The following is a 13754-nucleotide window of genomic DNA, read 5'->3' on the forward strand; positions in this document are numbered from 1 at the left end:
TTACTCTCCTTTTAGCGAAATTTTAAGATTTATAACTTCATTTCTAGCTAACCTATCTATTATATTTTGATTTAATTTAAGTAAAAGTGGCTTTAATTCATCCATTTTAAATCTATTTAAAACTAAAGTATAATCCTCTTTTTCTAAATCAAATTCATAATCTTTTACTTCATCAAGTGCATCATCAATAATATCAGTGATATCTTTCCAATCTCTCTCTTCTAATTTTTGTATATTCTCACTTTTATCATCTAAAAAGCTATTTATCTTTTTTAACTCACTTTTATCTAGAACTCCACCTTGTCTAATAGAGTTTAAAGATACAATACTCTCATCATCTAAATCATTTTTTCTAAAAAAACCATCATCAAAATCATCTTCAATTAAAGTTTCAAAAAAATCCTCAGCTAAATCACTCTCTTTTTCTTGCATCTCATTAAAACTTTGCGAATCTTCAATATAGTTATCTTTAACTAAACTATCTTTAAATGTATCAAAATTGTGACCATTTTCAATCTCATCTTTTAAAATCTTTATCTGCTCTTTTAATATAGCTTCAAGTTTTGTTGGTAAAAAAGGTCTAGGAACTACAAAATCGCTTGGAAGGTCATAGCTTAACTCTTCAGAGTTAATAGCTGCAAGTTTTTTTGTAAATCTTTTTAACTTTAAAAAATCACTTCCAATAAAAGGTTGATCAACAACAATAAAGTCAAATTTACCTTGAAATTTTGTATTTCTTTCAATATTTAAATCAATTCCTAATCTTTTACAAACTAAATTAAATATATGCTCAATTATTGCTGTATTACAAATTAGAAGCAATTTCATTTTAAAATCTCCTTCAAGCTTAAATCCTCCAACTTAAAAACTCTATCACACTTGAAAGCTAAATCATCTTCATGAGTAACTAAAACAAGTGCCGCATTATTATTTTTTATATATTCAAAAAGTGTATTCATAACTATATTTGCAGTTTTTTTATCTAAATTTCCCGTTGGTTCATCTGCAAATATTATATTTGGTTTTTTCATTAAAATTCTAGCAATAGATAATCTTTGTTGCTGTCCACCACTAAGCTCTCCAACACCTTGATTTAAAACATGAGCTATATCTAACTGCTCTAAAAGTCTATTGTCAATCTTCTCTTTGCTTAATAGTGTTGCTATTTGAAGATTCTCAATTGCACTAAATCCTCTAAATAAATAGTGTGCTTGAAAAACTATTCCAAAATCTTCTCTTCTTATTTTTAAAAGCTTATCTTGCTTTAAAGAGTATATATCTTTATTTTTAAAAACAACAGTTCCAGATGTTGGCTTTAAAAGTGAAGATAATATATTTAAAAGAGTTGATTTTCCACTACCACTACTTCCAATAATTGCTATTGACTCTTTCTCTTTTATATCTAAATTTATATTTTTAAAAAGTGGATAATCAAAATTGTGTTCAATATTTGAAGCTTTTAGAAGTAAAGAGGAGTTGAGTGTTTTATTAGATTTTTTTTCACTCACAACTCTCTCCTTTATTTTAAATAGTTAAAAACTACTTACTATTTTCCCATTTGTTTTGCAACTTCAGCTGCGAAATCTTCTTCTTTTTTCTCGATTCCTTCACCAAGTTCAAATCTAACATAAGATGTAATTTTAATTGATTGATCAACTTCAGCAATTGCTTGCTCAACAGTTTGTTTATCATTCATTACATAAGCTTGAGATAAAAGTGCAAATCTTCCATCTAATTGAGTGTTATCAGTGATATATCTCTCAATTTGTCCAGGAATAATATTTGCCCAAATTTTTTCAGGTTTTCCAGCAGCTCTTAACTCATCTTCAAATCTTGCTTTTGCTAGTGCAATAGCTTCTTCAGTTAATTGAGATCTAGAAACAAACTCTGGAATCTTTTTAAGAGGTTTTTTCAATCTTACTAACTCTTCATTTTCAGCTTCAATCTCAGCTCTAATTGCTCTGTTTTCAGATTCAACAAAAGCTGGATCTAAATCTTTATATGAAATAACAGTTGGTTTCATAGCAGATGCATGCATAGCAATGTTTCTTAAAAGTGCAGTTGCTTTATCTTTAACACCAGCATCACAAGAAGCAGCTAAAACAACACCTGTTCTTCCAGTTACATGAACATAACCATTTACAACTTGACCTTCAACACACTCTAATTTTCTAGCAACTAAGTTTTCACCAATTGTTGCAATTTTTTCAGCTAAAAATGTTGAAAACTCTTGCCCATTTATTGTTGAGCTATTTAAAGTTTGTGCATCTTTAATTCCGTTATTTAAAGCATGAGATGTAATCTCTTTTGTAAGATTTACAAAGTTTTCATTTTTTGCAACGAAATCTGTTTGTGCGTTAAGCTCTAAAATTACAGCTTTTGTATTGTCACTATTAATTTCAATAGCAACTAAACCTTCAGCAGCAACATTTCCAGCTTTTTTAGCAGCTTTTCCAAGACCAGCCTCTCTTAAAGCTTGAACAGCTTTATCTAAATCTCCACCAGTCTCATTTAAAGCATTTTTACAATCCATCATACCAGCACCAGTTAACTCTCTTAACTCTTTAATTAATTGTGGTGTAACTGCTGCCATTATGCTTCCTCACCTTCTGCAATCTCATTTTCACCCTCTGCTAATGCTTCAGCTAATACCTCATCTTGCTCTTCTTTTGAAATTGGTTCAATAACATCTGCACCATTTTCAGCTAAAGCAGCTTTTCCTTCATTCATAGCTGCAGCCATTTCGTTGCAGAATAAGTGAATTGATCTAATAGCATCATCATTTCCAGGAATTGGTAAATCAACAACATCTGGATCACAGTTTGTATCTAAAGGAGCTACAACAGTAATTCCTAATCTTCTAGCTTCAGCAATTGCAATTTTCTCTTTAACAGCATCAAGAACAAACATCATATCTGGAAGTTTGTGCATCTCTTTGATACCACCAAGGTATAACTCTAATTTTTCTTCTTTTCTTGAAAGCATTAAAGCTTCTTTTTTAGTTAGAAGGTCTAATTGCCCCTCTTCTCTCATTTTTTTAATAATTTCTAATTTTCTAATTGATTTTTTAATTGTTCCAAAGTTTGTAAGCATTCCACCTAACCATCTGTGGTTTACATATGGCATTCCACAAGACTCAGCAGCTTTTTTAATAGTTTCACTAGCTTGTTTTTTAGTACCAACGAAAATCATCGTTTGACCTTCAGCTGCTCTATCTCTAACAACATTATATGTATATCTAAAGTATCTTAGAGTTTTTTGTAAATCTATAATATAGATATTTTTTCTAACACCAAAAATAAATTTTTTCATTTTTGGATTCCATCTTCTTGTTTGGTGTCCGAAGTGTACACCACACTCTAATAGGTCTTTCATTGTAACCATGTTAATTCTCCTTGAATTATGTCTGTTTTTATTTTTTTCTAGGGTTTAGCCTCTGTATCCCTTAATGCTAGTTTTTAAGCTAACACAACCCGAGCAAGGATTGATACATGTGAGGTACTAAATTAAAAATCAAATTGATTTAAAAAATAGAACTGCGATTATATCTAAAGAAAATTAAGATTTGTTTAATTTTTTGTTTTTATTTTGTTTAAGATTTTTAGAATTTCTGTTTTATCACTAAACTCAAATTTTTTATCACCAACTATTTGAGTAGCTTCATCACCTTTTCCAAGAACCAAAACTACACTTTTATCATCTGTTAAAGATATAGCTTTTTTTAAAGCTTCTGCTCTATTCTCTTCTACAATAACATTTGATTTATCATCAATACCTGCTAATATATCTTCTATTATTTTTTTTGGATCTTCGAATCTTGGATTATCACTTGTTACAACTATATGTTTTGAATATTTTTTTGCAACTTTGCCCATTAAAGGTCTTTTGGCACTATCACGGTTTCCACCAGCTCCAAAAACACAAATTATATCTTTGTTTGGAAAACTTTTTAAAACCTCATCCATACCATCTGGAGTGTGAGCAAAATCTACAATTATAAATGGTTTTTGAGATACTATCTCCATTCTTCCACTAACACTTTGGAAATTCTCAACTGCCTTGCAAATTTCATCTAAAGCTCTTTTTGTAGTTATAAAAACAGCAGCTATTGAAGCCATTAGATTATAGATATTAAAAATACCCATCATTTTTGTATTAAAGCTATATTTTTTATCTTCATATATAAATTCAACACTCATTTTATTCTCAATAGTTTTATTTATAACTTGAAAATTAGAACTATTTTTTAAAGAGTAAGTAAAAGCGTTTTTTGAGTTATATTTTAAAACTTCATCATCAATATTTACTAATTTTGTGCTCTCATCACTTAAGAATGAGTTTTTTACATCTATATACTCTTCAATAGTTTTATGATAATCTAAATGATCTCTTGTAATATTTGTATGAATTTTTAAAGCAAAATGTAAACCTTCGATTCTATTTTGAGATATTGCGTGAGAGCTTACTTCCATTACAAAAAATTGACATGAATTTTCTATAGCTTTTTGAATATTTACAAAATTTCCAATTTGAACTGGAGTTGTAAGTGAATAATCTTCAACTTGATTTTCATTTATAAAAAATCCTCTAGTTCCTTGAAGAGCTACTTTATAACCCAAATTTAAAAGAATTTTATAAATTGTTGTAGCTGTTGTTGTTTTTCCATTTGTCCCTGTAATTCCAATAATTTTAATAGAACTCATATCTAAATAGTTTTTCAAATTTTTTGATTCTATTATCTTAAAACCACCATTTATAGCAATATCTTTAAATTTTTCATTATTTTTTGATAATACAAAGATACTATCTTTTTCTAACTCATTTGTATTATCTGTAAAGATTTTATTCTTTATGATTAACTTCATTACTCTTCTCTTCCAATCTTTTATAAAGTTTTACTATCTCTTTATCATGAATAAAATATTCATTAAAACCCTCAAGATAGTTATATGCCATATTACTAAAACCATTATCTATAAGTTTTGTAACAAAATCATAAAAATCATCTTTTGATTCAATTGCTACTTTTGTAGAGAACATAATATCTTCAAAAGCAACTTTAAATGAGCCTCTTTGTTCAATTAACTTTTTAAAATCACTATAATTTATAGCATCAAGCTGATTTACAGTTGTCAAATTAAGCTCTTTTAAAAGCATCATCATCTTATCAATGTCTCCATCGTAAGCCTTTATAACACCTTTTACATAATCTATTGCTTCTTGCAAATCATCATCTTTTAATATTGTAAAATAGTCAAACAAAGCTATTGCTTTTGAAGCATCTTCTAAAGCAATATCACAAAAAAGTGCATATATTTTGTACTCATCTTTTTGTGGAAAATTATCTACCAATAAAGAGTACAAAAAAAGTGCTTTTTCAAATCTTCTTTGAGCAAAAAGCGAATGCGCATCATTTAATACTCTATTTTCGTTTATCATGTAGTTATTAATCCTCTAAATAGTTCTCTTTTCCTATTGGAACATTAATTATTTTTAAATCTGGATGTATTGCACTTTTAAGCTCTTTTTCTACTACATATTTTAGTGTACTTCCACTTGCACTACATCCAACACAAGCACCTTGTAACTGAATATAAACTTTTGCATTTTTTATATCTAATAACTCAATTGCTCCACCATCTCGTGCAAGCATAGGAGATATTTTTTTACTTATTATATTTTTTACAGGATCAAGCAAATCCTCATCATTAAATGGAAACATTTTTATTTACCTTTTTTTTTATACTTTTTTACAAAAAATATTCCAATAGCAGTTATTACTAATATAACTGCTATAGTTTGGAATATAAATGTAAGAGTAACTTCATTTTCAAACATTACTTAATCACTTCTTCACATCTAGAACATAGTGTTTCTTCTTTTGTTGAAGTATATTTCCAACATCTAGGACATTTATGTCCACTTGCTTTGTAAACTTTAAACTCGTTATCTTCAAGTTTGAAACTTCCTAGTAATTCTTTGCTTGAAGTTATATTTGATAATTTACTAACTAAAAACCAATCACTTGATTCTACCTCATCTAAAGATAAAAACTCTTTATTATCTGTAACTATCTCTAATTCTAAAGTAGATTTTATGATTTTTTCTTTACTTAAAGCATCTTTTATTTCTGAGAACTTCTCTTTTGCTTCTACAAACAACTCATCTTTTATTTCAGATTTTACATCTGGAAGGTTATATTTTTCAAAATCAAAAATATCTTTTGCATCACCTTTTATAATTTTTGGTGCAAACTCAAGTAACTCATCCATTGTATAAGTTAAAATACATGCTAATGTACTAATTAATTTTTTAGTAATCATAGCCATAGCTGTTTGAGATGCAGTTCTATGAATATCATTTTTATCATCACAATATAATCTATCTTTACAAACATCTAAATAAATTCCTGATAAATCAACAACTAAAAAGTTATTTAGTTTATTTAAACCTTTTGAAAACTCATAGATTTTAAAACTAGACTCTATCTCATCAAAAACTCTTTTTGCTTTCTCTAAAATCCACTTATCTAAAACTCCAAGTTTAGATACATCAACTAATGAATCAAGTCCATCAATATTTGCAAGTAAAAATCTTGCTGTATTTCTTATTTTTCTATAAAGTTCACCATTTTGTTTTAAAATATTATCAGAGATTTTCAAATCACTTTGATAATCACTCATAGCAACCCAAAGTCTTAAAATTTCACTTCCATACTCTTTTAATACTTTATTGGGAGCTACAACATTTCCTTTAGATTTACTCATTTTTTCACCCTTTTCATCAACAGTGAATCCATGAGTTAAAATAGATTTATAAGGTGCAACTTCACTACTTGCAAGTGTTGTAAGAAGTGATGATTGAAACCAACCTCTATGTTGATCACTTCCTTCAAGATACATATCAGCTGGGAATGTTCCAGCATCATAATTTCCACTTCTTAAAACAGCATTTTGTGTACTTCCACTATCAAACCAAACATCCAAAATATCCAAAGTTTTTTCTAAATCATCAGGATTTAATCCACTTCCAGGATATAATAAATCTTTAATTTCCATATCATACCAAGCATCACAACCATGTTGTTCAAAGATCATTGCTGTAAAGTTTAATACTTTTTCATCAAAAATTATCTCATCAGTTTTTTTATTTCTGAAAAATGCAATTGGAACTCCCCAATCTCGCTGTCTACTAATACACCAATCAGGTCTTCCATCAAGCATAGCTTTTAATCTATTTCTTCCCCACTCTGGATAGAATTTTAGATTTTCAACCACCTCAAGAGCATTTTCTCTTAAAGTTTTGTTTTTATTTCCATACTCATCATCAATAGATATAAACCACTGTTTTGTTGCTCTAAAAATAATTGGTGTATGAGTTCTCCAACAGTGTGGATAAGAGTGTCTAATATCTACTCTTTTTAATAAAGCAGCTCCTAACTCTTCTAAAATCAACTCATTTGCTTTAAATACATTTAATCCTAAATATTTATCACAATCTTTAAATAGTTTTTCTCTAATAATTGTTTCATCATATTTTCCATAAGCATCAACTGGCATAATCACTTCAATACCATATTTAAGTGATACTTTATAGTCATCTTCTCCATGTCCTGGTGCTGTGTGAACTGCTCCACTTCCAGAATCCATTAAAACATGCTCACCAAAAATAACTCTAGAGTCTCTACCATTTAGTGGATTTGTAGCCTTTGTATTCTCTAATTTTAATACATCTATTGTCTCAATAATAGACCCTTTTATAACCTCTTGCTCAATTAAAGAGTTATATAGTTTACGAGCTACTATAAATTTATCACTTGTAAGAACATACTCTTCATCTTTATTTAGTGCAATCGCTTGATTTGCTGGTAGTGTCCAAGGTGTTGTTGTCCAAATAATAATACTAGCATCAAGATCTTGATGTTTAAATGCCACATAAATTGAAGGTGAAGTTTTATCTTCATACTCAACTTCAGCTTCAGCTAAAGCTGTTTGAGCTGCCCATGACCAATAAACAGGTTTACTTCTTTGAACCAATAATCCTTGTTTTGCAATTGCACAAAGCTCTCTATAAATATTTGCTTCAAATTTAAAATCCATTGTTAAATATGGATTTTCCCAATCAGCAATAACTCCAAGTTGTTTAAACTCATCTTTTTGAATTTCAACAAATTTTGTTGCATGATCTCTACAAAGTTGTCTTAATTTTGATTTTGGAAGCTCTTTTTTCTTTTGGCTTCCTATTTTTTCTTCAACTTTTTGCTCAATTGGTAAACCATGACAATCCCAACCTGGAGTATATCGTATAGTTTTTCCATCAAAATAGTGAAATTTATTTATAATATCTTTTAAAATTTTATTTAAAGCATGACCTATATGAATATTTCCATTTGCATAAGGAGGTCCATCGTGAAGCGTAAATGATGGACACCCCACTCTATTTTGTTTCATTCTTTCATAAACTTTTTTATCATCCCATTGTTTATATTTAATAGGTTCATTTAAAGGAAGATTTCCTCTCATTGGAAAATCTGTTTTTGGTAGTAGTAAACTCTCTTTATAATCCATCATAACACCTTATATTTATCTGTTTAGCTTATTATTTAAATCGCTGATTATATCTAAAAGAGTTTTAATTTACTTTAATCAACAAAAATAGTTAATTTTCAAATTTTAAATATTTCATTTATCTAAAATCAAAACTTTATATGATAAAATCGTTCCCAAATTTTGACATTAAAAATATAGGATATAAAATGAGTGCAAAACATTATGAAGTGATCGTTGTTGGTGGTGGAATTTCAGGAGCTGCTATGTTCTTTGAACTTGCTAAATATTCAGATGTAAAGAATATCTGTCTTTTAGAGAAATATGAAGATTTAGCAACTTTAAATTCAAAAGGTACAAGTAATTCTCAAACAATTCACGTTGGTGATATTGAAACAAACTATACATTTGAAAAAGCAAAAATTACAAAAAGAACTGCAAAAATGATTGAAAAGTTCTGTTTGGCATACAACTTACAAGATAAAATTATGTTCAAACACCAAAAAATGGCTCTTGGAGTTGGAGAAAAAGAGGTTAAATTTATTACAGATAGATATAATCAATTTAAAGAGATTTTCCCATATTTAGAGTTATGGGACAAAGAGGCTTTAAGAGAAAAAGAGCCATTACTTGTTTATGCTGATAAAGAGAGAACAAAAGATAGACCTGAACCAATTGTTGCAATGGGTACAAATGATCAATACACAACTGTTGATTTTGGAGCTATGACAAAAGAACTTGTAAAAGCTGCTAAAGAGGCTGATAGTTCAAAAATTACTGATGTATTCTTTAACTCAGAAGTTGATGAGATAGAAAAAATTGACAAAATGTTTAAAGTAACAACTACTAAAGGAGATGTTTATACAGCTGATTTCGTTGTTGTAAATGCAGGAGCACATTCACTTTATCTAGCTCACAAAATGGGACATGGAAAACATATGGGTTCACTATCTATGGCTGGATCATTTTATATTACAAATGGAACATACTTAAATGGTAAAGTTTATATGGTACAAAATGACAAACTTCCATTTGCAGCGCTTCATGGAGATCCAGATATCTTATGTGAAGGTAAAACAAGATTTGGACCAACAGCTCTTGCACTTTTAGTTTTAGAAAGATACAAAGGTGGAAAATCATTCTTCCAATGTTTAAAAACTTTAAACTTTGATGGAAGTATTATGAAAATATTCTGGGATTTATTAAAAGATTCAGATATTAGAAACTATGTATTTAAAAACTTCTTATTTGAAATTCCAGGAATTAATAAAAAACTTTTTGTTAAAGATGCACAAAAAATTGTTCCTTCACTAAGTGTAGATGATATTGAGTATGCAAAAGGTTTTGGAGGAGTTAGACCACAAGTTTTAAATAAAACGGAGAAAAAACTAATGTTAGGTGAAGCTTCTATTACTGAAGAAGAAGGAATCATATTTAATATGACACCATCTCCAGGTGCAACTTCTTGTCTTGGAAATGCAGAAAGAGATATTAAAATTGTTACAAAACATCTTGGAAAAACTTTCTACGAAGATAAATTCCTAGCTGATTTTACAGATGATAAATAATAATTAGAAAAAGGCAAAAGCCTTTTTCTTCATAAAGGATTTTTATGTCAAAAAAATTCTCTAAAAAAGATATGATAACTCTACAAAATCTACTAAGAGAGAATCATCTTACAATTACAGTAGCAGAGTCTTGTACTGGTGGATTAGTTGCTAGCATGATTACTAAAATTTCTGGTTCAAGTGATGTTTTTAATGGAAGCATTGTTACATACTCAAATAAGATAAAAAATCAAGAACTTGGTGTTTTAAAATCAACATTAAAAGATTTTGGAGCAGTTAGTAAAGAGGTTGTATCTGAAATGCTAAAAGGAGTTATAAAAAAATTTGATGCATCTTATGGTATTGCAATATCAGGGGTTGCAGGACCAAATGGTGGAACAAAAAACAAACCTGTAGGTATGGTAGTAATTGGAATTTCAGATAGTTTTGGAGCTCAAAAAATTAAAATTTTTAACTTCAAAGGTAGTAGAGAAGAGATTCAAAAAAAAGCTGCACTTACTTCTTTAAAAGAAATTTTAAAATTTATTAAAAAAACTCTTGACAATTAATTTAATTTGCACTATAATTCCAGTCCATTTTGAGTTTAGTAACTTAAAATTACAAAAATGACTTGTTAGCTCAGCTGGTAGAGCATCTCACTTTTAATGAGGAGGCCGATGGTTCGAATCCATCACAGGTCACCATTTTTATTTTGTATATCTTGGCCCCTTCATCTAACGGTTAGGATTCATGGTTTTCATCCATGCCACAGGGGTTCGAATCCCCTAGGGGTCACCAAGGTCAAATATACAAAGGTCGATTAGCTCAGTTGGTAGAGCGCTACCCTTACAAGGTAGATGTCATAAGTTCGAGTCTTATATCGACCACCATTTCTTAAAAGGTGCGGCCATAGTTTAGTTGGTTAGAATGCCTGCCTGTCACGCAGGAGGTCGCGAGTTCGAGTCTCGTTGGCCGCGCCATTTTTCTTATTTTATGACTTGTTAGCTCAGCTGGTAGAGCATCTCACTTTTAATGAGGAGGCCGATGGTTCGAATCCATCACAGGTCACCATTTTTATTTTGTATATCTTGGCCCCTTCATCTAACGGTTAGGATTCATGGTTTTCATCCATGCCACAGGGGTTCGAATCCCCTAGGGGTCACCAAGGTCAAATATACAAATCCCCCTCTTTGGTCGATTAGCTCAGTTGGTAGAGCGCTACCCTTACAAGGTAGATGTCATAAGTTCGAGTCTTATATCGACCACCATTTCTTAAAAGGTGCGGCCATAGTTTAGTTGGTTAGAATGCCTGCCTGTCACGCAGGAGGTCGCGAGTTCGAGTCTCGTTGGCCGCGCCATTTTAATTTATCTTTTTATCAATAAAATATAGCTACTATTACAACTTATTTTTAAAGGTAGCAAATGTTAAAAGCGAAATCTCTTTATCATCTAATTGTCTATAGTATTTTTTTTATTGTTTTACTTATTGCATTTTTTACTTTTATTATAATAAATAATGCACACGATGAACTTCAAGAAAAAATTATCACTCTAAAAGAGGATTATTCAAATAGTCAAAAAGAGATTTTAAAAAGTCATATAAAAAACAGTTTAAAATTTATAGAGTTTTACTACGAAGAGAATAAAAATTTAAAATCAAAAGATGAGATTAAAAAAGAGATAATCTATATACTAAATAAAATAAATTTAAATGAGAACTCAAATGAGTATATATTTATTTATGATTTTAGTGGTGTTTTAATAGATAATTCAACAGATAAATCAAATATTGGTAAAAATTTCTTAAATTTTACAGATAGTAATAAAAAAGAGGTAGTCAAAGAGCTAATTGAAACATCTAAAAACAGTGATGGTGGATTTGTAAACTACTTTTGGACAAAACCTGAAATTACCAAAGAGAGAAATAAAATATCTTATGTTATATCTTATGAACCATTTTCTTGGACTATTGGAAAAGGTGTCTATTTAGATGAGATTGATAAGCTAATTAGACAAAAAGAGCAAGAGTACAACAAAAAAATCTCAAACTATACTTTGCAAATTGTTTCTATGACAATTTTACTTATTTTATACTCAATATTTATATATAAAAACGCAACTATTTTAATTGTAAAAGATGTTACTGAAATAGGAAAATATTTTAAAGAGGCTCAGGAGAAAAATGAACCTATAAATCAAAGTAGATTTATATTTGGAGAGTTTAAAGTTATTGCTAATTTTGCATTTGATGCAATAAGCAATATAAAACTAAAAACAAATATTTTAGAAGGCTTAAATAAAAACCTAGAGGAAAAAGTTGAGGAGAAAACAAAAGAGTTATCAGAGCTTGTTGAGAGTCAAAAGAAATTTATAAAAAACTCTGTTCATGAGATAAATACACCTTTATCAATTATTAGAACAAATATAGATCTTCTTAAAATGAAAGTTGAAGATAATAGCTATATTACAAATATTGAAGCTGGAAGTAAAATAATTCAATATATTTATGATGATTTATCATATTTAATTAAAAAAGATAGAGTTATTTATGAGAAAGAGTACCTTAATTTTAGTGAAATTTTAGAGAATAGATTAACTTTTTTTGAAGAGATTGTAAAATCAAATAGCTTATATTTTATAAAAAACATTGAAGAGGATGTTTATATAAAATTTAACTCTATTGAACTTCAAAGAGTAATTGATAATAATTTATCAAATGCGGTTAAATACTCGTTTGCAAGATCTCCAATATATATTAAACTATTTTATGTAGATGATGAAGAGGTTGAACTTTCAATTACAACCTCTTCTAAAAAAATAGATTATATTGATAAAATTTTTGAAGATTTTTATAGAGAGAATCAAGCAAGAGGTGGATTTGGACTTGGCTTAAAAATAGTAAAAGAGATTTGTGATAAGAATTTAGTTATAATCAAAGTTCTATCAGATACAAAAGATACAAAATTTATATATAGGTTTAAACTAAATGAAAATACTACTACTTGAAGATGAATTGATGCTAAACAATACAATAACTGAATATCTAAAAAACATAGGTCATATGGTTGATAGCTATTTTGATGGACAAGATGTTTTAGATAATATTGAAAATAGATACGATTTATTAATTCTTGATGTAAATGTTCCTACAAAAGATGGATTTATGATTTTAGATGAGTTAAATAGTAAGAAAATTCATATTCCAACAATTTTCATTTCAGCTCAAATTGATATAGAAGATATTACAAAAGCATATAGTTTAGGAGCTAGAGAGTATCTTAAAAAACCTTTTCATCTTGAAGAGTTAGGAATTAAAATAAACTTAATTTTAAAAAAAGAGCAAAGAGATACAAGCCATATCAAATTTTCAGAGAACTACTCTTACTCAAAAGATAAACAGACTCTTTATTTTAATGGCGAACCACAAAATCTTACAAAAAAACAGTTAGAGATAATCCATATTTTAGCATTAAATATAAATATGATTGTAGATTTTGAACAGTTTAGAATTGATGTTTGGGATAGTGAAAACATTGATAATCCTACAATTAGAGCTGAAATTTCAAGATTAAAAAAGAGTTTAAAAGAGGATTTTATAAAAAATATAAGAGGTTTGGGATATAAAATAGATAGATACTACTCTATTTAATAAGTTTCCTAT

Annotated in this window: 12 protein-coding genes and 8 tRNA genes; 12 read left to right on the top strand and 8 right to left on the bottom strand. The window is 28.7% G+C overall.

Annotation, left to right across the window (positions count from 1 at the left end; translation table 11 throughout):
* The 8 genes from ASKIR_RS08105 to ileS form a co-directional block, all read right to left on the bottom strand.
* Complete coding sequence (locus ASKIR_RS08105; protein ID WP_066350060.1) at positions 1-828, bottom strand: hypothetical protein; 828 nt, start codon at positions 826-828, stop codon at positions 1-3.
* Positions 825-1508: an ABC transporter ATP-binding protein gene (locus ASKIR_RS08110; RefSeq protein ID WP_066350059.1), complete on the bottom strand. Its 684-nt coding sequence runs from the start codon at positions 1506-1508 to the stop codon at positions 825-827. Before ASKIR_RS08110 ends, ASKIR_RS08105 begins: the two co-directional genes overlap by 4 nt.
* Before the next feature lie 38 nt (positions 1509-1546).
* Entirely contained in the window at positions 1547-2593 is a 1047-nt protein-coding gene (tsf, locus tag ASKIR_RS08115; RefSeq protein WP_066350058.1) for a translation elongation factor Ts, read from the bottom strand.
* A complete protein-coding gene (rpsB, locus tag ASKIR_RS08120) occupies positions 2593-3384 on the bottom strand; it encodes a 30S ribosomal protein S2 (protein WP_066350057.1) in 792 nt (263 codons plus the stop codon). The genes tsf and rpsB overlap by 1 nt, the downstream gene beginning before the upstream one ends.
* Positions 3385-3569: 185 nt before the next feature.
* Positions 3570-4865, bottom strand: coding sequence for a UDP-N-acetylmuramoyl-L-alanyl-D-glutamate--2,6-diaminopimelate ligase (locus tag ASKIR_RS08125; RefSeq protein ID WP_066350056.1), 1296 nt, complete (start codon positions 4863-4865; stop codon positions 3570-3572).
* A complete protein-coding gene (locus tag ASKIR_RS08130; protein ID WP_066350055.1) occupies positions 4843-5439 on the bottom strand; it encodes a hypothetical protein in 597 nt (198 codons plus the stop codon). The genes ASKIR_RS08125 and ASKIR_RS08130 overlap by 23 nt, the downstream gene beginning before the upstream one ends.
* Positions 5440-5446: 7 nt before the next feature.
* The gene (locus ASKIR_RS08135) at positions 5447-5722 is read right to left on the bottom strand and encodes a NifU family protein (protein WP_066159095.1); all 276 of its coding nucleotides are present in this window, start codon (positions 5720-5722) and stop codon (positions 5447-5449) included.
* A gap of 115 nt (positions 5723-5837) precedes the next feature.
* Positions 5838-8567 carry an isoleucine--tRNA ligase gene (gene ileS, locus ASKIR_RS08140; protein WP_066350053.1) on the bottom strand — a complete coding sequence of 910 codons (2730 nt, stop codon included), beginning with the start codon at positions 8565-8567 and terminating at the stop codon, positions 5838-5840.
* A gap of 188 nt (positions 8568-8755) precedes the next feature.
* Between ileS and ASKIR_RS08145 the strand changes: the two genes are divergently transcribed.
* From ASKIR_RS08145 to ASKIR_RS08200, 12 genes are all read left to right on the top strand, one after another.
* Positions 8756-10114 carry an FAD-dependent oxidoreductase gene (locus ASKIR_RS08145; RefSeq protein ID WP_066350051.1) on the top strand — a complete coding sequence of 453 codons (1359 nt, stop codon included), beginning with the start codon at positions 8756-8758 and terminating at the stop codon, positions 10112-10114.
* Positions 10115-10158: 44 nt separating this feature from the next.
* A complete protein-coding gene (locus ASKIR_RS08150) occupies positions 10159-10662 on the top strand; it encodes a CinA family protein (RefSeq protein WP_066350049.1) in 504 nt (167 codons plus the stop codon).
* Positions 10663-10721: 59 nt separating this feature from the next.
* Positions 10722-10797, top strand: a tRNA-Lys gene (locus tag ASKIR_RS08155).
* A 19-nt stretch (positions 10798-10816) separates the two neighbouring features.
* Positions 10817-10891 (top strand) — tRNA-Glu (locus ASKIR_RS08160).
* 16 nt (positions 10892-10907) lie between these two features.
* Positions 10908-10983 (top strand) — tRNA-Val (locus tag ASKIR_RS08165).
* Between the two features lie 13 nt (positions 10984-10996).
* Positions 10997-11073: transfer RNA gene (locus ASKIR_RS08170), tRNA-Asp, on the top strand.
* 15 nt (positions 11074-11088) lie between these two features.
* Positions 11089-11164: transfer RNA gene (locus tag ASKIR_RS08175), tRNA-Lys, on the top strand.
* Positions 11165-11183: 19 nt separating this feature from the next.
* Positions 11184-11258, top strand: a tRNA-Glu gene (locus tag ASKIR_RS08180).
* A gap of 27 nt (positions 11259-11285) precedes the next feature.
* Positions 11286-11361 (top strand) — tRNA-Val (locus tag ASKIR_RS08185).
* A 13-nt stretch (positions 11362-11374) separates the two neighbouring features.
* A tRNA-Asp gene (locus tag ASKIR_RS08190) sits at positions 11375-11451 on the top strand.
* 64 nt (positions 11452-11515) lie between these two features.
* On the top strand, positions 11516-13099 hold the full coding sequence (locus ASKIR_RS08195; protein ID WP_066349851.1) for a sensor histidine kinase: 1584 nt from the start codon (positions 11516-11518) through the stop codon (positions 13097-13099).
* Entirely contained in the window at positions 13080-13742 is a 663-nt protein-coding gene (locus tag ASKIR_RS08200; protein ID WP_066158742.1) for a response regulator transcription factor, read from the top strand. Before ASKIR_RS08195 ends, ASKIR_RS08200 begins: the two co-directional genes overlap by 20 nt.
* Positions 13743-13754: the final 12 nt, after the last annotated feature.

Source organism: Aliarcobacter skirrowii CCUG 10374, assembly GCF_003544835.1.
Taxonomy (GTDB): domain Bacteria; phylum Campylobacterota; class Campylobacteria; order Campylobacterales; family Arcobacteraceae; genus Aliarcobacter; species Aliarcobacter skirrowii.